At 64.6% G+C, this 25,922-nt stretch carries 21 protein-coding genes and 4 tRNA genes; all 25 read left to right on the forward strand.

Going from position 1 to position 25,922, the window contains the following annotated elements; genetic code table 11:
• Nucleotides 1-140 precede the first annotated feature (140 nt).
• The 25 genes from trpE to EEB15_RS00240 all read left to right on the forward strand — a co-directional run bounded on the left by trpE (nt 141) and on the right by EEB15_RS00240 (nt 25,910).
• On the forward strand, nt 141-1,640 hold the full coding sequence (gene trpE, locus EEB15_RS00120; protein ID WP_141507506.1) for an anthranilate synthase component I: 1,500 nt from the start codon (nt 141-143) through the stop codon (nt 1,638-1,640).
• Entirely contained in the window at nt 1,637-1,948 is a 312-nt protein-coding gene (locus EEB15_RS00125; protein ID WP_141507507.1) for a chorismate mutase, read from the forward strand. Before trpE ends, EEB15_RS00125 begins: the two co-directional genes overlap by 4 nt.
• Nucleotides 1,945-2,517 (forward strand): aminodeoxychorismate/anthranilate synthase component II, encoded by a 573-nt coding sequence (locus EEB15_RS00130; RefSeq protein ID WP_141507508.1) that lies wholly within the window; start codon nt 1,945-1,947, stop codon nt 2,515-2,517. The genes EEB15_RS00125 and EEB15_RS00130 overlap by 4 nt, the downstream gene beginning before the upstream one ends.
• Nucleotides 2,514-3,560, forward strand: coding sequence for a low-specificity L-threonine aldolase (gene ltaE / locus EEB15_RS00135; protein ID WP_141507509.1), 1,047 nt, complete (start codon nt 2,514-2,516; stop codon nt 3,558-3,560). Before EEB15_RS00130 ends, ltaE begins: the two co-directional genes overlap by 4 nt.
• A 4-nt stretch (nt 3,561-3,564) precedes the next feature.
• Complete coding sequence (locus tag EEB15_RS00140) at nt 3,565-4,218, forward strand: LysE family translocator (protein WP_141507510.1); 654 nt, start codon at nt 3,565-3,567, stop codon at nt 4,216-4,218.
• An 11-nt stretch (nt 4,219-4,229) separates the two neighbouring features.
• Nucleotides 4,230-5,261, forward strand: coding sequence for an anthranilate phosphoribosyltransferase (gene trpD / locus EEB15_RS00145; protein ID WP_141507511.1), 1,032 nt, complete (start codon nt 4,230-4,232; stop codon nt 5,259-5,261).
• A 2-nt stretch (nt 5,262-5,263) separates the two neighbouring features.
• Complete coding sequence (trpC, locus tag EEB15_RS00150) at nt 5,264-6,067, forward strand: indole-3-glycerol phosphate synthase TrpC (RefSeq protein WP_141507512.1); 804 nt, start codon at nt 5,264-5,266, stop codon at nt 6,065-6,067.
• Between the two features lie 13 nt (nt 6,068-6,080).
• Nucleotides 6,081-6,848: a uracil-DNA glycosylase gene (locus EEB15_RS00155; protein WP_141507513.1), complete on the forward strand. Its 768-nt coding sequence runs from the start codon at nt 6,081-6,083 to the stop codon at nt 6,846-6,848.
• A 94-nt stretch (nt 6,849-6,942) separates the two neighbouring features.
• A tRNA-Tyr gene (locus EEB15_RS00160) sits at nt 6,943-7,028 on the forward strand.
• A gap of 104 nt (nt 7,029-7,132) precedes the next feature.
• Nucleotides 7,133-7,206: transfer RNA gene (locus EEB15_RS00165), tRNA-Gly, on the forward strand.
• A gap of 59 nt (nt 7,207-7,265) precedes the next feature.
• Nucleotides 7,266-7,340: transfer RNA gene (locus tag EEB15_RS00170), tRNA-Thr, on the forward strand.
• Nucleotides 7,341-7,417: 77 nt separating this feature from the next.
• Nucleotides 7,418-8,608, forward strand: coding sequence for an elongation factor Tu (gene tuf, locus EEB15_RS00175; protein WP_141507514.1), 1,191 nt, complete (start codon nt 7,418-7,420; stop codon nt 8,606-8,608).
• 60 nt (nt 8,609-8,668) lie between these two features.
• Nucleotides 8,669-8,744, forward strand: a tRNA-Trp gene (locus EEB15_RS00180).
• Nucleotides 8,745-8,836: 92 nt separating this feature from the next.
• Entirely contained in the window at nt 8,837-9,220 is a 384-nt protein-coding gene (secE, locus tag EEB15_RS00185; protein ID WP_141507515.1) for a preprotein translocase subunit SecE, read from the forward strand.
• A 77-nt stretch (nt 9,221-9,297) separates the two neighbouring features.
• On the forward strand, nt 9,298-9,825 hold the full coding sequence (gene nusG / locus EEB15_RS00190; protein ID WP_233259324.1) for a transcription termination/antitermination protein NusG: 528 nt from the start codon (nt 9,298-9,300) through the stop codon (nt 9,823-9,825).
• A gap of 149 nt (nt 9,826-9,974) precedes the next feature.
• Complete coding sequence (gene rplK, locus EEB15_RS00195; RefSeq protein WP_141507516.1) at nt 9,975-10,406, forward strand: 50S ribosomal protein L11; 432 nt, start codon at nt 9,975-9,977, stop codon at nt 10,404-10,406.
• Nucleotides 10,407-10,409: 3 nt separating this feature from the next.
• Nucleotides 10,410-11,105: a 50S ribosomal protein L1 gene (rplA, locus tag EEB15_RS00200; RefSeq protein ID WP_141507517.1), complete on the forward strand. Its 696-nt coding sequence runs from the start codon at nt 10,410-10,412 to the stop codon at nt 11,103-11,105.
• 284 nt (nt 11,106-11,389) lie between these two features.
• On the forward strand, nt 11,390-11,923 hold the full coding sequence (gene rplJ, locus EEB15_RS00205; protein ID WP_141507518.1) for a 50S ribosomal protein L10: 534 nt from the start codon (nt 11,390-11,392) through the stop codon (nt 11,921-11,923).
• 37 nt (nt 11,924-11,960) lie between these two features.
• The gene (rplL, locus tag EEB15_RS00210) at nt 11,961-12,335 is read left to right on the forward strand and encodes a 50S ribosomal protein L7/L12 (protein WP_141507519.1); all 375 of its coding nucleotides are present in this window, start codon (nt 11,961-11,963) and stop codon (nt 12,333-12,335) included.
• 278 nt (nt 12,336-12,613) lie between these two features.
• A complete protein-coding gene (gene rpoB / locus EEB15_RS00215) occupies nt 12,614-16,738 on the forward strand; it encodes a DNA-directed RNA polymerase subunit beta (protein ID WP_141507520.1) in 4,125 nt (1,374 codons plus the stop codon).
• Nucleotides 16,739-16,759: 21 nt separating this feature from the next.
• The gene (gene rpoC / locus EEB15_RS00220; protein ID WP_141507521.1) at nt 16,760-20,986 is read left to right on the forward strand and encodes a DNA-directed RNA polymerase subunit beta'; all 4,227 of its coding nucleotides are present in this window, start codon (nt 16,760-16,762) and stop codon (nt 20,984-20,986) included.
• Between the two features lie 77 nt (nt 20,987-21,063).
• Nucleotides 21,064-21,645 (forward strand): LemA family protein, encoded by a 582-nt coding sequence (locus tag EEB15_RS00225; RefSeq protein ID WP_141507522.1) that lies wholly within the window; start codon nt 21,064-21,066, stop codon nt 21,643-21,645.
• 8 nt (nt 21,646-21,653) lie between these two features.
• Complete coding sequence (gene rsmB / locus EEB15_RS00230) at nt 21,654-23,033, forward strand: 16S rRNA (cytosine(967)-C(5))-methyltransferase RsmB (RefSeq protein WP_233259286.1); 1,380 nt, start codon at nt 21,654-21,656, stop codon at nt 23,031-23,033.
• Between the two features lie 43 nt (nt 23,034-23,076).
• Nucleotides 23,077-23,628, forward strand: coding sequence for a DUF4390 domain-containing protein (locus tag EEB15_RS00235; RefSeq protein ID WP_141507998.1), 552 nt, complete (start codon nt 23,077-23,079; stop codon nt 23,626-23,628).
• Nucleotides 23,625-25,910, forward strand: coding sequence for an ATP-binding protein (locus EEB15_RS00240; protein WP_141507523.1), 2,286 nt, complete (start codon nt 23,625-23,627; stop codon nt 25,908-25,910). The genes EEB15_RS00235 and EEB15_RS00240 overlap by 4 nt, the downstream gene beginning before the upstream one ends.
• Nucleotides 25,911-25,922 lie beyond the last annotated feature (12 nt).

Consider the following 25,922-nt stretch of genomic DNA (forward strand, 5'->3'; position numbering starts at 1 on the left):
GGGAGCCTGGCCCTGGCGGAAGCCGCAATTCGTGCGTTCCTGATTGCACGGGGCAGCCCGTGCCCCCGCGCCTCACTCTCGAGGCACCGTCTTGAAATCTGAACGCGGCTCATCGCCGCGGAGCTTGTGGAGGCTCACCCTTGATCACCGAACTCGAATTCAAAAGCCTGGGCGTTGCGGGCTATAACCGCATCCCCCTGATCGCCGAGGCGTTCGCCGACCTCGAAACCCCGCTGTCGCTGTACCTCAAGCTGGCCCATGCGCGGGACGGCGGCAAGCACAGCTTCCTGCTGGAGTCCGTCGTCGGCGGCGAGCGCTTCGGGCGCTACAGCTTCATCGGCCTGCCGGCGCGCACGTTGCTGCGCTCCAGCGGCTTTGGCGCCGACGCCATGACCGAGGTCGTCACCGACGGCAAGGTCGTGGAGACCGCGCGCGGAAATCCGCTGGACTTCATCGAGGCCTACCAGAAGCGTTTCAAGGTGGCGCTGCGTCCGGGCCTGCCGCGCTTTTGCGGTGGCCTGGCCGGCTACTTCGGCTACGACACGGTGCGCCACATCGAGAAGAAGCTCGAAAAGAGCTGCCCGCCCGACACGCTGCACTGCCCCGACATCCTGCTGCTGCAATGCGAAGAGCTTGCGGTGATCGACAATCTGTCGGGCAAGCTGTATCTGATCGTCTATGCCGACCCGGCGGCGCCCGAGGCTTACACCAACGGCAAGAAGCGCCTGCGTGAACTTCGCGAGCAGCTCAAATACTCGGTGAGCGCGCCCGTCATCAAGCAGACCCAGGGCTATCCGGCCGAGCGCGACTTCTCGAAGGCCGACTACCTGAAGGCCGTGGATCACGCGAAGGAGTTGATCGCTGCCGGCGACTTCATGCAGGTGCAGGTGGGCCAGCGCATCAAGAAGCGCTACACCGAGTCGCCGCTGTCGCTCTACCGCGCGCTGCGTTCATTGAACCCCAGCCCTTACATGTACTACTACCACTTCGGGGATTTCCACGTGGTGGGCGCCTCGCCGGAAATCCTGGTGCGGCAGGAGCAGATGCCGGAAGGCCAGAAGGTCACGATCCGGCCGCTGGCCGGCACGCGCCCGCGCGCGGCCAACGTGGAACAGGACAAGGCCGTCGAGCAGGAACTGATCAACGACCCGAAGGAGCGCGCCGAGCACGTGATGCTGATTGACCTGGCGCGCAACGACATCGGCCGCATCGCCAAGACCGGCACCGTGAAGGTGACCGAGGCTTTTGCGGTGGAGCGCTACAGCCATGTGATGCACATCGTGAGCAACGTGGAAGGCATCCTGAACGACGGCATGACGAGCATCGACGTGTTGAAGGCGACCTTCCCGGCGGGCACGCTGACCGGCGCGCCCAAAGTGCATGCGATGGAACTGATCGACCAGTTGGAGCCCACCAAACGCGGCCTGTACGGCGGTGCCTGCGGGTACCTGAGTTATGCCGGCGACATGGACGTCGCGATCGCGATCCGCACCGGCATCATCAAGGACCAGATGCTGTATGTGCAGGCCGCGGCCGGCGTCGTCGCCGACTCCGTGCCCGAGCTGGAGTGGAGAGAGACCGAGGCGAAGGCCCGCGCCTTGCTGCGCGCATCGGAGCTGGTCGAGGAGGGATTGGAATGAAGAACGTCCAACATTGCGAGACCATGGCCGACGTGCGCCGGCACATCGACGAGCTCGATACGCGCATCGTCGCCTTGCTGGCCGAGCGCAGCGGCTACGTGGCCCAGGCCGCGCGCATCAAGCAGGACGCCGCACACGTCTACGACCAGGCGCGCATCGACTTCATCGTCGACCGCGTGAAAGACATGGCGGCGAAGCAGGGCGCGCCCGAGGCGGTGATGGAGGCGACCTATCGCGCCATGATCGACGCCTTCATCGCCTTCGAGCGCCAGGAATTCGCGCGGCTGCGCGAAGGAGCGCAGGCATGAAGCTGCTCATGATCGACAACTACGACAGCTTCACCTACAACCTGGTGCAGTACTTCGGCGAACTGGGTGCCCAGGTGGAAGTGCATCGCAACGACGAGATCACGGTGGCGGGAGTCGCCGAGCGCGCTCCTGATTTGCTGGTGGTGTCACCGGGGCCCTGCTCGCCCGCCGAGGCGGGCATCTCGGTCGAAGCCATCCGCCATTTCGCGGGCAAGCTGCCGATCCTGGGCGTATGCCTGGGGCACCAGGCCATTGGCGCGGCATTCGGCGGCAAGATCATCCGTGCCCAGCAGCTGATGCACGGCAAGACCAGCGTGATCACCACGACGCAGGAAGGCGTGTTCGCCGGGCTGCCCGAGCAGTTCACGGTGAACCGCTACCACTCGCTGGCGATCGAGAAGTCGTCCTGCCCCGCTGAACTGGCAACGACCGCGTGGACCGATGACGGCGAGATCATGGGCGTACGCCACAAGGAGCTCGCCATCGAAGGCGTGCAGTTCCACCCGGAATCCATCCTCACCGAGCACGGGCACGCCATGCTGAGGAACTTCCTGGAGCAGAGGCGATGAGCGGCCCGGTTGATCTGCGCAGCGATACCGTCACCCAGCCGACCGAAGGCATGCGCGCCGCGATGGTCGCAGCGCCGCTGGGCGACGACGTATTCGGCGACGACCCGAGCGTAAACGCGCTGCAGGAAAAGATCGCCTCGATGCTGGGCTTCGAGGCCGCGCTGTTCGTGCCGACGGGAACGCAGAGCAACCTGTGCGGCATTCTGTCGCACTGCCAGCGCGGCGATGAATACATCGTCGGCCAGATGCAGCACAGCTATCGATGGGAAGGCGGCGGCGCGGCGGTGTTCGGCAGTGTGCAGCCGCAGCCGCTGGATCACCAGCCCGACGGCACACTGGCGCTGGCGGACATCGAAGCGGCGATCAAGCCGGACGATCCGCACTTTGCCCGTTCGCGCCTGCTGGCGCTGGAGAACACGCTGGGCGGCAAGCTGCTGCCGTTCGCCTACGTCGAACAGGCGACCGCAATGGCCAAGGACAAGGGTCTGGCTCGTCACCTCGATGGCGCGCGCTTGTTCAACGCCGCGGTGGCACAAGCCGCCGCAACCGGCGGGAATGCGCGGACCGAGGCCCGGCGCATCGCGCAGTGCTTCGACAGCGTTTCGGTGTGCTTCAGCAAAGGGCTGGGCGCGCCGGTGGGTTCGACACTGTGCGGCTCGCGCGAATTCATCGCACGGGCTCGGCGGGTGCGCAAGATGGCCGGTGGGGCCATGCGCCAGGCCGGCGTGCTGGCCGCGGCTGCGTCATATGCGCTTGACCATCACATCGATCGCCTTGCCGACGACCATGCGCTGGCGCGCCGGCTGGCGCAAGGGTTGGCCGGAATAGACGGCCTGCAGGTCGAAGCGCCCCAGACCAATATCCTGTTCGTGGATTTGAAGGGTGCGGCGCGAGACCGGTCCGCTGCATTCCTTAAGCACTTGGCGGAGCAGGGCGTGCGGTCGACGGGTTTGTATCGGCTGCGGTTCGTGACGCACCTCGACGTAGACGCAGCGGGCGTCGACCGCGCAGTCGCGGCGATCCGCGGGTTCTTCGGGAGCTGATGCGATGCCCGATACCCAGCATCTGCTCCTGTTCATCGCCGCGGGTTGGCTGCTCAATCTCACGCCGGGCCCGGACGTGCTCTATATCGTCACCAACTCGCTGCGTTCCGGCGCCAAGTCGGGCATCGTCGCGGGCCTGGGCATCACGGCGGGCTGCTTCGTCCACATCTTCGCGGCAGCGCTGGGGGTCGGTGCGTTGCTTGCGACCTCGGCCGTGGCGTTCACCGTGCTCAAGTACCTGGGCGCGGCCTACCTGTTGTGGGTGGGGTTCAAGATCCTGCTCGCGAAGGCGCCGCAAACTGAGCCCGACCTGATGGCCGTGGCCGCCGAGGGCGCGCCGCGGGATTTGAAGTCGGTGTTCTTCGGCGGCTTCCTCACGAACGTGCTCAACCCCAAGGTCGCCATCTTCTTCCTGGCGTTCGTGCCGCAATTCATTGCGCCCGATGCCGGCAACAAGGCGCTGGCCTTCGTGCTGCTGGGTGTGATCTTCAACCTCAACGCGATCCCGGTGAATTCGGGCTGGGCCCTGGCCGCTGCCTGGCTGGCGCGGCGCGATGCGGTCCAGCGCGGTATGCATTGGCTGGATCGCGCAGCAGCCGCCATGTTCATCGGGTTCGGCCTCAAACTGGCCCTGTCCGACAATCCCACTGCCCCATAAGAGGAGGCCATATGCCCATCACCCCGCAAGAAGCGCTGCAGCGCACCATCGAACACCGCGAAATCTTCCACGACGAAATGCTGAGTGTCGTCCGCATGATCATGAGCGGCGAGCTGTCGCCGGTGATGATGGCGGCGCTGATCACCGGCCTGCGCGTCAAGAAGGAAACCATTGGCGAGATCACGGCCGCGGCGCAGGTGATGCGCGAGTTCTCGACCAAGGTGAATGTCGCCGACAAGACGCACCTGGTCGACATCGTGGGAACGGGCGGCGACAGTTCGCACACGTTCAACATCTCCACTTGCTCCATGTTCGTCGCTGCCGCGGCGGGCGCCAAGGTCAGCAAGCACGGCGGGCGCAGCGTCTCCAGCAAGAGCGGCAGCGCCGACGTGATGGAAAGCCTGGGGCTGAACATCAACCTGTCGCCCGAGGCCATTGCCAAGTGCATCGAGCAAGTGGGCATCGGCTTCATGTTCGCGCCCAACCACCACCCGGCGATGAAGAATGTCGCGCCGATCCGCAAGGAACTGGGCGTGCGCACGATCTTCAACATCCTGGGCCCGCTCACCAACCCGGCCAGCGCGCCCAACATCCTGATGGGCGTGTTCCACGCCGATCTGGTCGGCATCCAGGTGCGCGCGCTGCAGCGGCTGGGCGCCGAGCACGCGCTGGTGGTCTATGGGCGTGACGGCATGGACGAAGTCAGCTTGGGCGCGGCCACCCTGGTTGGCGAGCTCAAGAACGGCGAAATCTCCGAATACGAAATCCACCCAGAGGACTTCGGCTTGGCGATGGCCAGCAACCGCACGCTCAAGGTCGAAACGCCAGAGCAGTCGCGGCAGATGCTGATGAGCGTGCTGGACAACCAGCCGGGTGCGGCGCGGGAGATCGTGATCCTCAACGCCGGCGCGGCACTGTATGCGGCCAACGTGGCGGACTCGATCAAGGCCGGCATCGACAAGGCTCGCGCGGCGATCGAAAGCGGCGCGGCCAAGGCCCGGCTGGAACAGCTGGTGGCGTTGTCGAAAACCCTGGCGGCTTGAACATGTCCGATATCCTCGACCAGATCATTGCCGTCAAGCGCGAAGAGATCGCGGCGGCCCAGCGCAAGACTTCCCTGGCCGCGATGCGGACCGATGCAGAAAGCCGCGTGTTGACCCGCGACTTCGAAGGCGCGCTGCGCCGCAAGATCGCCGCCGGCCAGAGCGCGGTGATCGCCGAGATTAAGAAGGCCAGCCCCAGCAAGGGCGTGCTGCGCGCCGACTTCATCCCGGCGGACATCGCGCAAAGCTACGCCGAAGGCGACGGCAAGACCAGCGCGGCCTGCCTGTCGGTGCTGACCGACCGGCAGTTCTTCCAGGGCCAGCCCGACTACTTGAAACAAGCCCGTGCCTCGTGCGGCCTGCCGGTGCTGCGCAAGGACTTCATGGTGGATCCGTACCAGATCTACGAGTCGCGCGCGATGGGCGCGGACTGCGTGCTGCTGATCGCTGCGTGCCTGGACGACGCGCGAATGGCCGAGCTGGAAGCGATCGCGCGCAGTCTGGACATGGCCGTGCTGGTCGAAGTGCACGACCGCGCCGAACTGGAGCGCGCGCTCAAGCTCAAGACGCCGCTGGTGGGCATCAACAATCGCAACCTGCGCAGTTTCGAGGTGTCGCTGGACGCCACGCTGGGCATGCTCAAGGATGTGCCCGCCGATCGGCTGGTGGTGACCGAGTCCGGCATCGCGACTGCCGCGGATGTGAAGAAGATGCGCGATGCCGGCGTTCATGCCTTCCTGGTTGGCGAAGCCTTCATGCGGGCGGACGACCCGGGGTCGGCCCTGGCGGCGCTGTTCGGCGGTTGAGCGAGCGTTTTTGATGAAACAGCCGCGCAACCCGGCGGCCCAGGCTGAGCTGGGCCTGGAGCCGGCCGAGTCGGGGCGTCTGCTCAGCTGGGACCCCGAGCATTGGCCTTTGGCGCCCGGCTGGAAACCGGTGGTTGACGCGTTCCTGGCCAGTGCCGCCGGCGAACGTCTGGGCGCGTTCGTCGAGGAGCGCCTTGCTGCCGGTGCGACGATCTATCCGCCCCGGCCGTTTCGCGCGCTGGAGCTCACACCGCTGCACAGCGTGCGCGCGGTGATCCTGGGGCAAGACCCCTACCATGGCCCGGGCCAAGCTGAGGGTTTGGCGTTTTCTGTGCGTCCGGGTGTCAAGCTGCCGCCGTCGCTGCGCAACATCTTCAAGGAGCTGCACTGCGGTCCGCAGGAGCCGTCGCCGATGCACGGTTCGTTGGTCGAGTGGGCTCAACGCGGCATTCTGCTGCTCAACACCAGCCTCACCGTCGAGGACGGAGCGCCGGGCAGCCACGCCAAAAAGGGTTGGGAGGTGCTGACCGACGCCCTCTTGGCGGAGGTGGCGGCAAAGGCCTCGCCGTGCGTCTATATGCTGTGGGGCGCCCACGCGCAGGCCAAGGCAGGCCTCATCGAGGAGGCCGCGCGCTTGCACGGCCGCGAGGCGCTGGTGCTGCAATCCAACCACCCGTCGCCCCTGTCCGCCCGCCGGCCACCGGTGCCCTTCCTTGGTTGCGGCCACTTCGCCGCCGCCCGGGAGTGGCTGGCCGCTCGGGGCCATCCCGGGGTGTTCTAGGGCTTCCGGGATCGTTGGAAACGCATTTGCCGGGCGCGCGGGAGCAGAAGTGGAGAACAGGGCGGGCAAACCGTGCTATATTTCGAGGTTCGCCGGAGGGGTGCCCGAGTGGCTAAAGGGGGCAGACTGTAAATCTGTTGGCTTACGCCTACGCTGGTTCGAATCCAGCCTCCTCCACCAATCTTTTCGAAGGTTGGCAAAACGAAATGACGATGCGGTTTGTGTAGAGCTTAAGGAAGCCTGCAAGGGTTGAATGAAGTCGAGTCCAGGACGTCGAACCCCAGGCGGGAGTAGTTCAATGGTAGAACCCTAGCCTTCCAAGCTAATGACGCGGGTTCGATTCCCGTCTCCCGCTCCACAGACTGCGGCGGTTGTTGGTTAAGCGTACGAATAGTGCGAGTGCGGCGAAGAGATTTCGCCCTTGTGGCTCAGTGGTAGAGCACTCCCTTGGTAAGGGAGAGGTCGCGGGTCCGATTCCCGCCAAGGGCACCATGGTCAGGGTGCACGTTTGGAATGCTGCACCAGGTTTTTTTGATTGATGAGTTAGTTTCTTTTTTCGGAGTCGAAAAATGGCAAAAGGAAAATTCGAGCGGACCAAGCCGCACGTCAACGTAGGCACGATTGGCCACGTGGACCATGGCAAGACCACGTTGACGGCGGCGATCACCTCGGTGCTGGCATCGAAGTTTGGCGGCGAAGCCAAGGCGTACGACCAGATCGACGCGGCTCCTGAAGAAAAAGCGCGCGGCATCACCATCAACACCGCCCACGTGGAATACGAAACGGCCAACCGCCACTACGCCCACGTCGACTGCCCCGGCCACGCCGACTACGTCAAGAACATGATCACCGGCGCCGCCCAGATGGACGGCGCGATTTTGGTGTGCTCGGCCGCTGACGGCCCCATGCCCCAGACCCGCGAGCACATCCTGCTGGCCCGCCAGGTCGGCGTGCCCTACATCCTGGTGTTCCTGAACAAGTGCGACATGGTCGACGACGCCGAGCTGCTCGAACTCGTCGAGATGGAGCTGCGCGAACTCCTGTCCAAGTACGACTTCCCCGGCGACGACACCCCCATCATCCACGGCAGCGCCAAGCTGGCCCTGGAAGGCGACAAGGGCGAACTGGGCGAGCAGGCCATCATGAAACTGGCTGAAGCCATGGACAGCTACATCCCCCAGCCCGAGCGTGCCATTGACGGCGCCTTCCTGATGCCCGTCGAAGACGTGTTCTCCATCTCCGGCCGCGGCACTGTGGTGACCGGCCGTATCGAGCGCGGCATCGTCAAGGTCGGCGAAGAAATCGAGATCGTCGGCATTGCCGTCACCCAGAAGACCACCTGCACCGGCGTGGAAATGTTCAGGAAGCTGCTGGACCAGGGCCAGGCCGGCGACAACGTCGGTATCCTGCTTCGCGGCACCAAGCGCGAAGACGTGCAGCGCGGCCAGGTGCTGTGCAAGCCCGGCTCGATCAAGCCGCACACGCACTTCACCGCCGAGGTGTACGTGCTGAGCAAGGACGAAGGTGGCCGTCACACGCCGTTCTTCAACAACTACCGTCCCCAGTTCTACTTCCGCACCACGGACGTGACGGGCGCCATCGAGCTGCCCAAGGACAAGGAAATGGTCATGCCCGGCGACAACGTGTCGATCACCGTCAAGCTGATCAACCCCATCGCCATGCAAGAAGGCCTGCGCTTTGCCATCCGCGAAGGCGGCAAGACGGTCGGTTCCGGTGTCGTTGCCAAGATTCTGGAGTAAAAATCAGAAGGACGGCCCTGCGGAAGCAGGGACGTTTTGTCTGGAGCGTAGCGGATACGTAGGGGTATAGCTCAATTGGCAGAGCGTCGGTCTCCAAAACCGAAGGTTGTAGGTTCGATTCCTACTGCCCCTGCCACCTGAGAGTGGCACCTAAACAAGCCCGTCACGCCGTGACGGGCTTAGTGTCTTCAAGGCACGCATTGATTCGAAGCAGGAATAAAGCCGCAAATGGCCACTTCTCAAGTTGAAACCGTCACGACCGGCGCCGACAAGGCAAAGCTGGGCGCTGCCGTCGCCTTGGTGATCGCGGCGCTGGCCGGCTTCTACCTGCTGGCCAAGCAGGGCCAAGTCGCGCAATGGGGTGCGCTCATCGTCGGGTTGGTCGCCGCATTCGTGGTGTTCGTGAACTCCGAGACCGGCAAGGAATTCGTGGCCTTCGGCCGCGACTCCTGGAAGGAAGTCAAGAAGGTCGTCTGGCCGAGCCGCAAGGAGTCGATCCAGATGACGCTTTACGTCATCGCCTTCTGCGCCATCATGGCCATCTTCCTGTGGCTGACCGACAAGACCCTCGAGTGGGTGTTCTATGACCTGATCCTGGGGTGGAAGAAGTAATGAGCGATATCACCGACACCGCAGCCGACGCGTCCGCCGAGCAGCCAGCCGTCCCGGCCAAGCCCGTGCATCCGGACATGCACTGGTATGTCGTGCACGCTTACTCGGGCATGGAAAAGGCCGTCGAGCGCAACATCCGTGAGCGCATCATGCGCGCCGGCATGCAGGATATGTTCGGCGAAATCCTGGTGCCCACGGAAGAAGTGGTCGAGATCAAGAATGGGCAGAAGAAGACGTCCGAGCGCCGCTTCTACCCCGGCTATGTGCTGGTGCAGATGATCATGAACGATGACACCTGGCACCTGGTGAAGCACACCAACAAGGTGACCGGCTTTGTCGGCGGCGCCAAGAACCGCCCGGCTCCGATTTCGCAAGACGAAGTCGCCAAGATCCTCGGCCAGATGGAAGAGGGCACCGAAAAGCCCCGCCACAAGGTCGAGTTCATCACCGGCGAGTACGTGCGCGTCAAGGACGGCCCGTTCACCGACTTCAACGGCACAGTCGAAGAAGTCAATTACGAAAAGAACAAGGTCCGCGTGTCGGTGACGATCTTTGGTCGCGCTACGCCCGTGGAACTGGAATTCAGCCAGGTCGAAAAGACCTGAGGCGGTGGGCACGAGTGCCCACCCTACGAATCTGATTAGGAATCTGCGCTAACCAGCTCGGCGCGGATTTTTGAAGGCAAAGAGCTGTTAACCCCCGGGGAGCCGAGGTCTTAGAGACCAAGGCGTTTGCACCCGTAAGGAGTAAAACCATGGCGAAGAAAATCGTCGGTTTTGTCAAATTGCAGGTTCCTGCAGGCAAAGCCAATCCGTCGCCGCCGATCGGCCCGGCGCTGGGCCAACGCGGCCTGAACATCATGGAGTTCTGCAAGGCGTTCAACGCCCAGACCCAGGGCGTTGAGCCCGGTCTGCCGCTGCCGGTCGTGATCACGGCCTACGCGGACAAGAGCTTCACCTTCATCATCAAGACCCCGCCCGCGACGGTCCTGATCAAGAAGGCCGTCAAGCTGGACAAGGGTTCTGCGACCCCCCACAGCAACAAGGTCGGCAAGATCACCCGCGCACAGCTGGAAGAAATCGCCAAGACCAAGCTGAAGGACATGAACGCCGCGAGCGTGGACGCCGCGATCCGCACCCTGGCCGGCTCCGCCCGTTCCATGGGCATCACGGTGGAGGGCCTCTAAATCATGGCTAAGCTCACAAAGAAACAAAAAGCCCTGCAAGGCAAGGTCGACTCGACCAAGCTGTACGCTTTCGCCGAAGCCCTAGGCTTCGTGAAGGAAGCCGCGACCGCCAAGTTCGATGAGTCCATCGACGTGGCCGTCCAGCTGGGCATCGACCCGAAGAAGTCGGACCAAGTGGTTCGCGGCGCTGTCGTGCTGCCCAACGGCACCGGCAAGACCAAGCGCGTGGCCGTGTTCGCCCAAGGCGCCAAGGCTGAAGAAGCCAAGGCCGCCGGCGCCGACATCGTCGGCATGGACGACCTGGCTGCCCGCGTGAAGGCCGGCGACATGCCGTTCGACGTGGTGATCGCCGCTCCGGATGCGATGCGCATCGTCGGTACGCTCGGCCAGATCCTCGGCCCACGCGGCCTGATGCCCAACCCGAAGGTCGGCACCGTGACGCCCGACGTGGCCACCGCGGTGAAGAACGCCAAGGCCGGCCAGGTCCAGTACCGCGCCGACAAGGCCGGCATCATCCACGCGACCATCGGCCGCCGCTCGTTCGACTCGGACAAGCTGCAAGGCAACCTGGTCGCGCTGATCGACGCGCTGAACAAGTCCAAGCCGGCTTCGAGCAAGGGTGTGTACCTGCGCAAGGTGGCGGTGTCGTCGACCATGGGCCTGGGTGTCCGCGTCGACACGCAAACCATCTCGGCGTAACCGAGAGGAATTACCGCGCAAGGAATTGCCCGGCGGCACGGGAAGGTGCCGCCGGGTGTGGTGGGTCGGAAGCTTCGCAAGAGGCTTCCGGGCCATCCAAGACCGTTGGCGGGCAGGGAAACTTGCCCTTAATAGTAGAGCTAAGAGGTTCGCCTCCAGGCTCTGGCCAACGCAGATGGCGATCCCGCTGAACAGGAAAACGAAAGATTTCTGAAGACAGTTGGTCGCTGCAACTAGGTGTGTTGAAGGGTTTTCGGACCCGACGGCACTTTAAGGAGTAGACCTTGAGTCTGAATCGCAGTGAGAAAGAAGCGGTCATTGAAGAAGTGACCGGCCTCGCCGCTAAAGCTCAAACGCTGGTGATGGCGGAATACCGCGGCATCACGGTCGCTGACATGACCAAACTGCGCAACGATGCACGCAGCAAGGGCGTGAACCTGAGTGTTCTGAAGAACACGCTGGCTCGCCGTGCTGTCGCAGGTAGCGCATTTGAAGTCGTCGGTGACCAGATGACCGGTCCGCTGATCTATGGCTTCTCCGTGGACGCAACGGCCGCCGCCAAGGTGGTGGCCGACTTCGCGAAGACCAACGACAAGTTGGTCATTCGCGGTGGCGCCTTCGGTGGCAAGGCCCTGGATGTCAACGGTGTGAAGGCGCTTGCAAGCATTCCCTCCAAGGAAGTCTTGCTGGCCCAGCTTTGTGGCTTGTTGATGTCGCCGATGTCGCGCACCGCCGTGGTGCTCGCAGCGCTGGCAGCGAAAAAAGGCGGCGGCGCCGAAGCTACGGCTGAAGCACCCGCTGAGGCAGCAGCTGCTTGACGCGGCAGCCCGTACCCAACTTATTTAGGAAATCAAAATGGCATTCGATAAAGACCAATTTTTGACCGCGCTGGACAGCATGACGGTCATGGAACTCAACGACCTGGTGAAAGCCATCGAAGAGAAGTTCGGCGTGTCCGCCGCGGCCATGGCCGCGCCGGCAGCCGGTGGCGGCGCTGCTGCAGCGGTCGTTGAAGAGAAGACCGAGTTCACCGTCCAGCTGCTGGAAGCCGGTGCACAGAAGGTTTCCGTCATCAAGGCCGTGCGCGAAATCACCGGCCTGGGCTTGAAGGAAGCCAAGGACCTGGTCGACGGCGCCCCCAAGGCTGTCAAGGAAGGCATGAACAAGGCCGACGCCGACGCTGCCAAGAAGAAGCTGGAAGACGCCGGCGCCAAGGTCGAACTGAAGTAATTCGGCTCGCCATGGGAGGCTGGAGAGCTCGAAAGGGCCTCCAGCCTTTAGTGCTTATAGGGAGCGCCCAAGAACGCACCCAAAAAAACTGGTCCAATACAAGGTTCCCCAGTTTTTTTGAGTGTCTTCTGACCCCGACTGCAGAAGATGCCTTGGTTCGGGCGATGTGCAATGCATCGCCGTCCGCCATGGTTGGTAGTGGCCAACCCACCAAGAAACCCGGCCTCGACGCCTCGAGACCCGGGTGACAGTTGCGCAAGAGTTAGCCCGGAGATCTCATGGCCCAGACGTCCACGTATTCTTACACCGAACGCAAGCGCATCCGCAAAAGCTTCGGCAGCCGCGACAGCGTGCTTGAAATTCCCTACCTGCTGCAGATGCAAAAGGACGCGTACACCGCGTTCCTGCAAGCCGACATCGGCCCCAAAGCCCGGACCATCGAAGGTCTGCAGGCCGCGTTCGATGCCGCCTTCCCCATCGTCTCGCACAACGGCTTTGTGGAGATGAAGTTCCTGGAATACAACCTGGCCAAGCCCGCGTTCGACGTGCGTGAATGCCAGACCCGCGGCCTGACGTACGCGTCCGCCGTGCGCGCCAAAGTCCAGCTGATCATTTACGACCGTGAATCGTCGACGCCGCAGTCGAAGGTCGTGAAGGAAGTGAAGGAGCAAGAGGTCTACATGGGCGAAGTGCCCCTGATGACCGACAAGGGCTCGTTCATCATCAACGGCACCGAGCGCGTGATCGTCTCGCAGCTGCACCGTTCGCCGGGCGTGTTCTTCGAGCACGACAAGGGCAAGACCCACAGCTCGGGCAAGCTGCTGTTCTCGGCGCGGATCATCCCGTACCGCGGCTCCTGGCTCGACTTCGAATTCGATCCGAAGGACATCCTGTACTTCCGCGTCGACCGCCGCCGCAAAATGCCGGTCACCATCCTGCTCAAGGCCATCGGCCTGACGCCGGAATCGATCCTGGCCAACTTCTTCGTCAACGACAACTTCCGCCTGATGGACAGCGGCGCGCAGATGGAATTCGTTCCCGAGCGCCTGCGCGGCGAAGTCGCCCGTTTCGACATCACCGACCGCTCCGGCAAGGTCGTGGTCGCCAAGGACAAGCGCGTCACGGTTCGCCACACGCGTGACCTGGAAACCTCCGGCACCACGCACATCAGCGTGCCGGAAGACTATCTGGTCGGCCGTGTGGTCGCCCGCAACATCGTCGACGCCGACACCGGCGAGATCATCGCCAAGGCCAACGACGAGCTGACCGAAGCGCTGCTGAAGAAGCTGCGCACGGCCGGCGTGCAGGATCTGCAGGTCATCTACACGAACGAACTCGACCAGGGCGCGTACATGTCGCAGACCCTGCGCATCGACGAAACCGTGGACGAGTTCGCCGCCCGCGTCGCCATCTACCGCATGATGCGCCCCGGCGAGCCGCCGACGGAAGACGCCGTGCAGGCCCTGTTCCAGCGCCTGTTCTACAACCCGGACACGTACGACCTGTCGCGCGTGGGCCGCATGAAGTTCAACGCCAAGGTCGGCCGCAACGAATCGACCGGCCCGATGGTCCTGACGAATGAGGATATCTTGGCCGTGGTCAAGATCCTGGTGGACCTGCGCAATGGCCGCGGTGAAGTCGACGACATCGATCACCTCGGCAATCGCCGTGTTCGCTGCGTCGGTGAGCTGGCGGAAAACCAGTACCGCACCGGCCTGGCCCGTATCGAGAAGGCCGTGAAGGAACGTCTGGGCCAAGCCGAACAAGAGCCGCTGATGCCGCACGACCTGATCAACTCCAAGCCGATTTCCGCGGCCCTGAAGGAGTTCTTCGGCGCGTCGCAGCTGTCGCAGTTCATGGACCAGACCAACCCGCTGTCCGAGATCACGCACAAGCGCCGCGTCTCGGCCCTGGGCCCGGGCGGCTTGACCCGCGAGCGCGCCGGCTTCGAAGTGCGCGACGTGCACGTCACCCATTACGGCCGCGTGTGCCCGATCGAAACGCCGGAAGGCCCGAACATCGGCCTGATCAACTCGCTGGCCCTGTACGCCCGCCTGAACGAATACGGCTTCATCGAAACGCCGTACCGCCGGGTGATCGACAGCAAGGTCACGATGGAAATCGATTACCTGTCGGCCATCGAAGAAGGCAAGTACGTCATCGCCCAGGCCAACGCCATCCTGGACAAGGAAGGCACGCTGACCGGTGACCTGGTTTCCGCGCGTCAAGCCGGCGAATCGGTGCTGATCGGCGCCGACCGCATCCAGTACATGGACGTGTCGCCGGCGCAGATCGTGTCGGTTGCTGCTTCGCTGGTGCCGTTCCTCGAGCACGACGACGCGAACCGCGCGCTGATGGGCGCCAACATGCAGCGCCAGGCCGTGCCGGTGCTGCGTCCCGAGAAGGCCTTCGTCGGTACCGGCATCGAGCGCGTCTCCGCGGTCGACTCCGGCACCGTCGTCACCGCCACCCGCGGCGGCGTGGTCGACTATGTCGATGCCACCCGTATCGTGGTGCGCGTGAACGACGCCGAGGCGCAAGCCGGCGAAGTGGGCGTGGACATCTACAACCTGATCAAGTATCAGCGTTCCAACCAGAACACCAACATCCACCAGCGCCCCATCGTCAAGCGCGGCGACAAGATCGCCAAGGGCGACGTGGTGGCTGACGGCGCATCGACCGACCTGGGCGAACTGGCCCTGGGCCAGAACATGCTGGTCGCGTTCATGCCCTGGAACGGCTACAACTTCGAAGACTCGATCCTGATCTCCGAGCGCGTCGTCGCTGACGACCGCTACACCTCGATCCACATCGAAGAGCTGGTCGTCATGGCCCGCGACACGAAGCTGGGCGCCGAGGAAATCACGCGCGACATCCCGAACCTGAGCGAACAGCAGCTGAACCGCCTGGACGAGTCCGGCATCATCTACGTCGGCGCTGAAGTGCAGCCCGGCGACACGCTGGTGGGCAAGGTCACGCCGAAGGGCGAGACGACGCTGACGCCGGAAGAGAAGCTGCTGCGCGCCATCTTCGGCGAGAAGGCTTCCGACGTGAAGGACACCTCGCTGCGTGTGGACCAGGGCTCGCAAGGCACCGTGATCGACGTGCAGGTCTTCACCCGTGAAGGCATCCAGCGCGACAAGCGCGCGCAACAGATCATCGACGATGAACTGAAGCGTTTCCGCCTCGACCTGAACGACCAGCTGCGCATCGTCGAAGCCGACGCGTTCGACCGGATCGAGAAGCTCCTGAACGGCAAGGTCGCCAACGGCGGCCCGCAGAAGCTGGCCAAGGGCACGAAGCTCGACAAGGCCTACTTGGCTTCCGTCGAGAAGTTCCACTGGTTCGACATCCGCCCGGCGGAAGACGAAGTCGCCAACCAGCTCGAGTCGATCAAGAACTCGCTGGAGCAGACGCGCCACAGCTTCGACCTGGCTTTTGAAGAGAAGCGCAAGAAGCTGACGCAAGGCGACGAGCTGCCGGCCGGCGTGCTGAAGATGGTCAAGGTCTACCTGGCCGTCAAGCGCCGCCTGCAGCCCGGCGACAAGATGGCCGGCCGCCACGGCAACAAGGGTGTGGTTTCCAAGATCGTTCCGGTCGAAGACATGCCCTACATGGCCGACGGCACGCCGTGCGACATCGTGCTGAACCCGCTGGGCGTGCCTTCGCGCATGAACGTGGGCCAGGTGCTGGAAGTTCACCTGGGCTGGGCCGCCAAGGGCATCGGCCAGCGCATCGGTGACCTGCTGCAACACGAGGCGAAGGAAGCCGAGCTGCGCAAGTTCATGGACCAGCTGTACAACCAGTCCGGCCGCAAGGAAGACCTGGCCAAGCTGTCCGACACCGATGTGGTCGAGATGGCCGGTGAACTCGCCAAGGGCGTGCCCTTCGCGACGCCGGTGTTCGACGGCGCCTCGGAAGAAGAAATCCGCGGCATGTTGAGGCTCGCTTATCCGGAAGACATCGCGAAGCGCAAGGGCCTCACGGCCACGCGCACGCAGGCGATGCTGTGCGACGGCCGCACGGGCGACCAGTTCGAGCGTCCCGTCACTGTCGGCTACATGCACGTGCTGAAGCTGCACCACTTGGTGGACGACAAGATGCACGCCCGTTCGACCGGCCCGTACTCGCTGGTCACGCAGCAACCGCTGGGCGGCAAGGCCCAGTTCGGCGGCCAGCGTTTCGGCGAAATGGAAGTGTGGGCGCTGGAAGCCTACGGCGCGGCGTACACGCTGCAGGAAATGCTCACCGTCAAGTCCGACGACGTGCAGGGCCGTACCAAGGTGTACGAGAGCATCGTCAAGGGCGAGCACGCCATCGAAGCCGGCATGCCGGAATCGTTCAACGTCCTGGTCAAGGAAATCCGTTCCTTGGGCATCGACATGGAACTCGAGCGTTCGTAATCAGGAAAAGGAAGAGAACACATGAAATCACTACTCGACCTGTTCAAGCAATTCACGCCGGACGAGCATTTCGATGCCATCCGCATCGGCATGGCTTCGCCCGAGAAGATCCGCTCGTGGTCCTTCGGCGAAGTCAAGAAGCCGGAAACGATCAACTACCGCACGTTCAAGCCGGCGCGCGATGGCCTCTTCTGCGCCAAGATCTTCGGCCCCATCAAGGACTACGAATGCCTGTGCGGCAAGTACAAGCGCCTGAAGCACCGCGGCGTCATCTGCGAGAAGTGCGGCGTTGAAGTCACGCAGACCAAGGTGCGCCGCGAGCGCATGGGCCACATCGACCTGGCCGCGCCCTGCGCCCACATCTGGTTCCTGAAGTCCCTGCCTTCGCGCCTGGGCCTGGTGCTGGACATGACGCTGCGCGACATCGAGCGCGTGCTGTACTTCGAAGCCTATGTCGTCACCGACCCCGGCATGACCCCGCTGAAGAAGTTCAGCATCATGTCCGAGGACGACTACGAGGCCAAGCGCAAGGAATACGGTGACGAATACGTCGCCAAGATGGGCGCCGAAGGCATCAAGGACCTGCTCGAAGGCATCGACATCGACCTCGAGATCGAGAAGCTGCGCGGCGACCTGACCGGCTCCGAAGTCAAGGTCAAGAAGAACGCCAAGCGCCTGAAGGTTCTGGAAGCGTTCAAGAAGTCCGGCATCAAGCCCCAGTGGATGGTGATGGACGTGCTGCCCGTGCTGCCGCCGGACCTGCGTCCGCTGGTGCCGCTGGACGGCGGCCGCTTCGCGACCTCCGACCTGAACGACCTGTATAGGCGTGTGATCAACCGCAACTCGCGTCTGCGCCGTCTGCTGGAGTTGAAGGCTCCCGAGATCATTGCGCGCAACGAGAAGCGGATGCTTCAAGAGGCGGTTGACTCGCTCCTCGACAACGGCCGCCGCGGCAAGGCCATGACGGGCGCCAACAAGCGCGCCCTGAAGTCCCTGGCCGACATGATCAAGGGCAAGAGCGGCCGCTTCCGCCAGAACTTGCTGGGCAAGCGCGTCGACTACTCCGGCCGTTCGGTCATCACCGTGGGCCCGACGCTCAAGCTGCACCAGTGCGGCCTGCCGAAGCTGATGGCGCTGGAACTGTTCAAGCCGTTCATCTTCTCGCGCCTGGAAGCCATGGGCATCGCCACCACCATCAAGGCGGCGAAGAAGGAAGTCGAATCCGGCACGCCGGTGGTCTGGGACATCCTCGAAGAGGTGATCAAAGAGCACCCGATCATGCTGAACCGCGCTCCCACGCTGCACCGCCTGGGCATCCAGGCGTTCGAGCCGATCCTGATCGAAGGCAAGGCGATCCAGCTGCACCCGCTGGTCTGCGCGGCCTTCAACGCCGACTTCGACGGCGACCAGATGGCCGTCCACGTGCCGCTGTCGGTGGAAGCGCAGATGGAATGCCGCACGCTGATGCTGGCTTCCAACAACGTGCTGTTCCCCGCCAACGGCGAGCCCGCCATCGTCCCGTCGCAAGACGTGGTGCTGGGCCTGTACTACACGACGCGTGAGCGCACCAACGCCAAGGGCGAGGGCATGATCTTCGCCGACATCGGCGAAGTGCAGCGCGCGCTGGACGCGAACCAGGTCGAGCTCACCGCCAAGGTGAACGTGCGCCTGACCGAGTGGAACAAGGACAAGGACTCCAACGAGTTCGTGCCTTCGACCTCGATCATCGAGACGACCGTCGGCCGCGCGCTGCTGTCCGAGATCCTGCCCAAGGGCCTGCCGTTCGCCAACCTGAACAAGGCGCTGAAGAAGAAGGAAATCTCCAAGCTCATCAACACTTCGTTCCGCAAGTGCGGCCTGAAGGAAACCGTCGTATTCGCAGACAAGCTGCTGCAAAACGGCTTCCGCCTGGCCACCAAGGCCGGTATCTCGATCTGCGTGGACGACATGCTCGTGCCGCCGCAAAAGCCCGAGATCATCGCCCGCGCCGAGAAGGAAGTGAAAGAGATCGAGCAGCAGTACACCTCGGGCCTGGTCACCTCCGGCGAGCGCTACAACAAGGTGGTGGACATCTGGGGCAAGGCCGGCGACGAAGTGTCGAAGGTCATGATGGCCCAGCTGGCCAAGGAAAAGACCATCGACCGCCACGGCAACGAAGTGGACCAGGAGTCGTTCAACTCCATCTACATGATGGCCGACTCCGGTGCCCGCGGTTCCGCCGCGCAGATCCGCCAGCTGGCGGGCATGCGGGGCCTGATGGCCAAGCCGGACGGCTCGATCATCGAGACGCCCATCACGGCCAACTTCCGTGAAGGCCTGAACGTGCTGCAGTACTTCATCTCCACCCACGGTGCTCGTAAGGGCCTGGCGGACACGGCGCTGAAGACCGCGAACTCGGGCTACCTGACGCGCCGCCTGGTCGACGTGACGCAGGACTTGGTCGTCATCGAAGAAGATTGCGGCACCACCGACGGTTCGCTGATGCGCGCCATCGTCGAAGGCGGTGAAGTGATCGAATCGCTGCGCGACCGAATCCTCGGCCGTGTCGCGGCCGAAGACGTGCTGCACCCCGAAACCCGCAACGTGACGGTCGCGGCCGGCGCGATGCTGGACGAGGACGTGATCGAGAAGCTCGAAGCCGACGGCAACGACGAAGTCAAGGTCCGCACCGCGCTGACCTGCGCCACGCGCTTCGGCATCTGCGCCAAGTGCTACGGCCGCGACCTCGGCCGCGGCGGCCTGGTGAACGTCGGTGAAGCTGTCGGCGTGATCGCCGCCCAGTCGATCGGCGAGCCCGGCACGCAGCTGACGATGCGTACGTTCCACATCGGTGGCGCCGCTTCGCGCGCCGCCATCGCTTCGAGCGTGGATGCCAAGTCCAACGGCGTGATCGGCTTCAACAGCACGATGCGCTACGTGACCAACTCCAAGGGCGAGCTGGTGGTGATCGCGCGTTCCGGCGAGATCGTCATTCACGACGAGCACGGCCGCGAGCGCGAGCGCCACAAGGTGCCGTACGGTGCCATCCTGGCCGTCAAGGCCGACCAGTCGGTCAAGGCCGGCACGATCCTCGCCAACTGGGATCCGCTGACGCGACCGATCATTACCGAGTTCGCCGGCAAGGCGCACTTCGAGAACGTCGAAGAAGGCCTCACGGTCGCCAAGCAGGTCGACGAAGTGACCGGCCTGTCGACGCTGGTGGTCATCAAGTTCGACCCGAAGCGTTCGGCCAAGCTGATCCGCCCGCAGGTCAAGCTGATCGACGCTTCCGGCAACGAAGTGAAGATCCCAGGCACCGACCACTCGGTGACGATCGGCTTCCCGGTCGGCTCGCTGATCCAGGTGCGCGACGGCCAGGACGTGGGTGGCGGCGAGGTGCTGGCCCGTATCCCGATCGAAGGCCAGAAGACGCGCGACATTACCGGCGGTCTGCCGCGTGTGGCCGAGCTGTTCGAAGCCCGTTCGCCCAAGGACAAGGGCGTGCTGGCCGAGATCACCGGCACGGTGTCGTTCGGCAAGGAGACCAAGGGCAAGATCCGCCTGCAGATCACCGGACCAGAAGGCGCCGTTCACGAAGAGCTCGTGCCCAAGGAAAAGAACATCCTGGTGCACGAAGGCCAGGTGGTCAACAAGGGCGAGTCGGTGGTCGACGGCCCGGCCGATCCGCAGGACATCCTGCGCCTGCTGGGTGCCGAAGAGCTGGCCCGCTACATCGTCGACGAAGTGCAGGACGTGTACCGCTTGCAGGGCGTGAAGATCAACGACAAGCACATCGAGGTGATCGTTCGCCAGATGCTGCGCCGGGTCGTGGTCGACAACGTCGGCGACTCCAGCTACATCGCCGGTGAACAAGTCGAGCGTTCGGAAATCCTGGACACGACCGACGCGCTGCGCGGCGACGGCAAGATCGCGCCGACCTGGAGCAACCTGCTGCTGGGCATCACCAAGGCCTCGCTGTCGACCGATTCGTTCATCTCCGCGGCTTCCTTCCAGGAAACCACGCGCGTGCTGACTGAGGCGGCGATCATGGGCAAGCGCGACGAGCTGCGCGGCCTGAAGGAAAACGTCATCGTCGGCCGCCTGATCCCCGCGGGCACCGGCATGGCCTACCACAAGGCACGCAAGGCCAAGGACGAGATGGACGACGCCGAGCGCCGCGCCATCGCCGACTCCGAAGCCGCTGAGCTTGCGGCCGTGACCGAAGGTGCCACGGCGCCTGAGGCCAGCGAAGGCGCAGCCACCGAGTAAGCACGCGGTTTCACCGTAAACTGAACGCCCCGTCCTGTACAGGCCGGGGCGTTTTTCATTTCGAGTTGCCCTCACCGATGCCGTCTTCCATTGTTCTCTGGAGCGTTGCCGCCGTCCTGCTGTTCTGGGCGGTGGGGGCCTACAACCGCCTGATGCGGCTGCGTTCCGAAGCCAACACGGCCTTCTCGGCGTTGGAAACAGAACTCTCCAAGCAGGTGGCGCTGGTGCGCGAGTGCCTGCCGCCACCCGACCCTACCCAGCCCGCGCCGCTGGACGGCGAGCCCACATCGTTCTGGGCGGGCCTGCACGGCGCGGCCGCACAGTTCGCGGCATCGCTCGCGGCGGCGCGCGCTCGCCCGCTGGAGCCCGAGGGCATCGCCGCATTGGGGGCCGCGCAAGACGTGCTCGCCATGGCGTGGGAACGGGCAGAGCGCGACGACGCGCACGACCTCGCAGGCCCGCGCCTGCCCGAGACGCTCACTGCACGCCGCGCGCAGATGGTGATCCAGGTGCACGCGGCAACGGACCAGTTCAACCAGGCCGTCGTGCGCTACAACGAGGCGATTGCCCAATTTCCGGCAGTCGTGTTGGCCTGGCTGTTCGGCTTCAAGCGCGGCCGTGGCATCGGCCTCGTGCCGGCGGCGAATGGCAACAGGTGAGTGACGCGGTGACTCTGCCTTCCACCCGTCATGCCGGCGCAGCGACCGGTCAAGCGCCGTCGCTGCCGCTCTGGCGGCTGCTGCAAGCCGCCGCCGGCGTCGTCGCGGCGGTGCGCGCCGGCCAGTCCGCCACGGCCGCCATCGCGCAGGTCGAGGCGCCCGTGCGGCCCGGCGCTCAAGCGCTGGCCTTCCAGGCCATGCGCCAGCTCGGGCGCGCCGAGGCACTGCGCCGCCTGTTGGCCAAGCGCCCGCCGCCCGCTGCCGCCGATGCGCTGCTGTGCACCGCGCTGGCCTTGTGCTGGCGCGAAGAGGGCGCACCCTACGCGGTGTTCACGCTGGTCGACCAGGCGGTTGAGGCGGCGAAGCGCGGCCCCGAAACCCGGCCCCAGGCGAACTTCATCAACGCGTGCCTGCGGCGCTTCCTGCGCGAGCGCGACGCGCTGGTCGCCGCGACGGATACCAATCCGGAAGCGCAATGGAACCATCCGCGCTGGTGGACCCAGCGCCTGAAGCAAGACCATCCGCAGCAGTGGCAGCAGATCCTGGCCGCCAACAACGCGCAGGCGCCGATGACCTTGCGCGTCAACGCACGCCGCTCCACGCCGTCGCAATACCTCCAGCTGTTGGCCGATGCGGGCATCGCGGCCACGGAGGTCGGCGAATATGGCGTGATGCTGGAGCGTCCGCGGGCGGTACACGAGATACCCGGTTTCGACACCGGCGTGGTGTCCGTGCAGGACGCCGCCGCGCAGCTTGCAGCGCCGCTGCTCCTGAAGGAGTTGGCAGGCAGGGCAGGGTTGAAGCCAACGCGCGTCCTCGACGCCTGCGCTGCCCCTGGCGGAAAGACGGCCCATATCCTGGAGCTGGCCGATGCGCAGGTCACGGCGCTGGACGTGGACCCGGCCCGATGCGAGCGCATCCGCGAAACCCTGGCGCGTACCGGCCTGGAAGCGCGCGTGGTTGCGGGCGATGCGGCCGAGCCGTCCGCATGGTGGGACGGTGAACCGTTCGACGCCATCCTGCTCGATGCGCCTTGCACGGCCTCAGGCATCGTGCGCAGGCACCCGGACGTGCGATGGCTGCGCCGCGAGAGCGACATTGCCCAGCTGGCGGCAATCCAGGCTCGCCTGCTGGCCGTCCTATGGCCGCTGCTGGCGCCCGGCGGGCGCCTCCTGTATTGCACCTGCTCGGTCTTCCGGGCCGAGGGCGAGGCCCAGGTGCAAACGTTTCTTGCGCGCCACACAGCGGCCGTTTTGCGGCCCGCGCCCGGCCATTTACTGCCCCAAAGCGGGGCAAAGGCCGATGCCGTCCCGGACAATCTGAAGGGTGACCACGACGGTTTCTATTACGCGCTGCTGGAAAAAAGCGCAGGGCCTCATCCTGCGTAGCGCCGTCGTACGCGCCGTTCGGCTGCTAATGGCCCTGGTCTTAATGGCTCTGGCACAGGCCGTGCTCGCCGAAGCGCCGGTGACGGAGATCAGCCAACTGCGGCTGGAGCGCACCGAAGAGGGCGTTCTGCTGTCCGCCACCGTCAGGTTCGAGCTGCCACAGGTGATCGACGACGCCCTGGCCAAGGGAATCCCCATGTTCTTCGTGGCGGAGGCGGTGCTGTTTCGCGATCGCTGGTACTGGTACGACAAGCAAACCGCCGTCACCGCCCGGCACATGCGCCTTTCCTACCAGCCGCTCACGCGGCGCTGGCGCCTCACGGTCTCACCCAACCCCATCGGCAATTCCGGCTTGGCGCTGGGCCAGACTTTCGACACGCGCGAAGAAGCCCTGGCGGCTGTTCAACACATTTCGCACTGGAAGATCGCCGAGGCGGGCGACGTGGATCCTGAGGCCCGCTACAACGTCGACTTCCGCTTCCGGCTCGACGTGTCGCAGCTGCCGCGCCCGTTCCAGATCGGCGCGGTGGGCCATGCCGACTGGAACATCACGGCGCTGCGCAACCAGCGCCTCACCATCGAGAGCGGGCGGTGAGCACCGGACCGGTCGAAGAAACCTCGTCGCGCTTTCCGTTGCGCAGTTCCGCGGCATTCCGCTGGGGCGTGGGTGTCGCGGTCTCTGTGATCGTCGCCATCGGCATCGTGCTGTTGTTCCTGCTGACCCAGGCCACCAACAACCGCGAGCTGTACGAGCGCAACTACGGCCGCTTGTTCGCCATCAACATGGTGGTGGCGGGCGTGCTGCTGCTGGTGATCGTGTGGGTGGCCGTACGCCTGATATCGCGCCTGCGCAGCGGCAAGTTCGGCAGCCGGCTGCTCGTCAAGCTGGCTGCGATCTTCGCGCTGGTGGGCTTTCTGCCCGGCATGCTGATCTACGTGGTGTCTTACCAGTTCGTGTCGCGCTCGATCGAAAGCTGGTTCGACGTGAAGGTGGAAGGCGCGCTGGATGCGGGCCTGAATCTCGGCCGCTCCACGCTCGACGCATTGGCGAGCGACTTGGCCAGCAAGACGCGCGCAGCGGCCGTGCAGTTGGCGGACACGCCCGACGCTTCGGCGCCGATTGTGCTGGAGCGTTTGCGCGAGCAATTGCCAGCCAACGACGTCATCCTCTGGAGCGGCACGGGCCAGCAGATCGCCAGTGCGGGCCAGTCGCGCTTCCAGCTGAACCCGGAACGGCCCACACCGCAACAGCTGCGCAACGTGCGGTCGCAACGGTCCATCTCCATCATCGAAGGGCTGGACGAGCCGGGGCTCGGCGCGGCCAACGCGCGCATCAAGGCGATGGCCGTGGTGTCCGCGTCGAGCGTTGGCCTGCTGGGCGAGCCGCGCATCCTGCAGGTGACGCAGGTGCTGCCGCCCACACTGGTGGCCAACGCCATCGCGGTGCAGGAGGCCAACCGCGAATACCAGGAACGCGCTCTCGGCCGCGAGGGGTTGCGCCGCATGTACATCGGCACGCTCACGCTGGCCCTGTTCCTCGCGGTGTTCGGCGCGGTGTTACTCGCAATCATTCTGGGCAACCAGCTGGCGCGCCCGCTGCTGTTGCTGGCCGCCGGTGTACGCGAAGTGGCAGCAGGCGATCTCTCGCCCAAACCTGCGTTGCAGGGAAAAGACGAACTGGGCGGACTCACGCGGTCTTTCGCCGAGATGACGCAGCAGCTCGCGGACGCGCGTGCCGCCGTCGACAAGAGCATGGGCCAGGTCAGCGCCGCGCGCGCCAACCTGCAGACCATCCTGGACAACCTGACCGCGGGCGTGATCGTGCTCGACGACAAGGGCAGCATCCAGTCGTCCAACCCGGGCGCGACCCGCATCCTGCGCGTTCCGCTGGCGGTGTACCAGGGCCAACCGCTTGCTGCCATCGAGGGGCTGGAAGCGTTCGGCGCGGCCGTGCAGCAGCAGTTCGACGAATACATGAACGAGCGCAAGCAGCATGGCCTGGACCATTGGCAGCAATCGTTCGAGCTCAACACGGCGCAGCCTGGCTCACCCCAGCATGCAGTCACGCTGGTGGCGCGCGGTGCCGAGATGCCCGCCGATGCGCCGGGCAAGGGTGCGCGCCTGCTGGTGTTCGACGACATCTCGGAGATCGTCTCGGCCCAACGCGCGCAGGCGTGGGGCGAAGTGGCACGTCGTCTCGCGCACGAGATCAAGAACCCGCTGACGCCCATCCAGCTGTCGGCCGAACGGCTGGAAATGAAACTGGCCGGCAAGGTGGCGCCACCAGAACAAGCCATCGTGACCAAGTCGGTCCAGACCATCGTCGACCAGGTCGATGCGATGAAGCGGCTGGTCAATGAGTTCCGTGACTACGCGCGCCTGCCTGCCGCCGAACTCAAGCCGGTCGACCTCAACGCGCTGGTGGCCGACGTGCTGCAGCTCTATGCGCGCGAAGGCGGCGAGCGCGGTGACGCGTCCGCACATGTGCCGGTGCTGATGGACCTGGATCCGGACTGCCCCAAAGTGATGGGCGACGCGCAGCAACTGCGCCAGGTGATCCACAACCTGCTGCAAAACGCGCAGGACGCCACCGAAGGCGCCACGCTGCGCGAGGTCACCGTGAAGACGCAATGGAACCCCACGTCGCGCCGCGCCCGCCTGATCGTGCAGGACACAGGCGCAGGTTTTCCGGAGCATATCCTCAAGCGCGCCTTCGAACCTTACGTCACGACGAAGGCTAAAGGCACAGGCCTGGGCCTTGCCGTGGTCAAGAAAATCGCCGACGAACACGGCGCCCGTGTGGACCTGAAAAACCGCGTCGAAAGCGGAGTCGTCCAGGGCGCCCAAGTATCGCTATCATTCGCAGTTGCGGCTTAGCAACACCCACCC

The organism is Ramlibacter sp. WS9 (assembly GCF_003797765.1).
In the GTDB taxonomy this organism is placed as follows: domain Bacteria; phylum Pseudomonadota; class Gammaproteobacteria; order Burkholderiales; family Burkholderiaceae_C; genus Ramlibacter.

Coding starts and splice junctions, on each gene's coding strand:
- EEB15_RS00125 (WP_141507507.1), top strand. CDS start 1,637: ATGAAGAACGTCCAACATTGCGAGACCATGGCCGACGTGCGCCGGCAC.
- EEB15_RS00130 (WP_141507508.1), top strand. CDS start 1,945: ATGAAGCTGCTCATGATCGACAACTACGACAGCTTCACCTACAACCTG.
- ltaE (WP_141507509.1), top strand. CDS start 2,514: ATGAGCGGCCCGGTTGATCTGCGCAGCGATACCGTCACCCAGCCGACC.
- EEB15_RS00140 (WP_141507510.1), top strand. CDS start 3,565: ATGCCCGATACCCAGCATCTGCTCCTGTTCATCGCCGCGGGTTGGCTG.
- trpD (WP_141507511.1), top strand. CDS start 4,230: ATGCCCATCACCCCGCAAGAAGCGCTGCAGCGCACCATCGAACACCGC.
- trpC (WP_141507512.1), top strand. CDS start 5,264: ATGTCCGATATCCTCGACCAGATCATTGCCGTCAAGCGCGAAGAGATC.
- EEB15_RS00155 (WP_141507513.1), top strand. CDS start 6,081: ATGAAACAGCCGCGCAACCCGGCGGCCCAGGCTGAGCTGGGCCTGGAG.
- tuf (WP_141507514.1), top strand. CDS start 7,418: ATGGCAAAAGGAAAATTCGAGCGGACCAAGCCGCACGTCAACGTAGGC.
- secE (WP_141507515.1), top strand. CDS start 8,837: ATGGCCACTTCTCAAGTTGAAACCGTCACGACCGGCGCCGACAAGGCA.
- nusG (WP_233259324.1), top strand. CDS start 9,298: ATGCACTGGTATGTCGTGCACGCTTACTCGGGCATGGAAAAGGCCGTC.
- rplK (WP_141507516.1), top strand. CDS start 9,975: ATGGCGAAGAAAATCGTCGGTTTTGTCAAATTGCAGGTTCCTGCAGGC.
- rplA (WP_141507517.1), top strand. CDS start 10,410: ATGGCTAAGCTCACAAAGAAACAAAAAGCCCTGCAAGGCAAGGTCGAC.
- rplL (WP_141507519.1), top strand. CDS start 11,961: ATGGCATTCGATAAAGACCAATTTTTGACCGCGCTGGACAGCATGACG.
- rpoB (WP_141507520.1), top strand. CDS start 12,614: ATGGCCCAGACGTCCACGTATTCTTACACCGAACGCAAGCGCATCCGC.
- rpoC (WP_141507521.1), top strand. CDS start 16,760: ATGAAATCACTACTCGACCTGTTCAAGCAATTCACGCCGGACGAGCAT.
- EEB15_RS00225 (WP_141507522.1), top strand. CDS start 21,064: ATGCCGTCTTCCATTGTTCTCTGGAGCGTTGCCGCCGTCCTGCTGTTC.
- EEB15_RS00235 (WP_141507998.1), top strand. CDS start 23,077: ATGGCTCTGGCACAGGCCGTGCTCGCCGAAGCGCCGGTGACGGAGATC.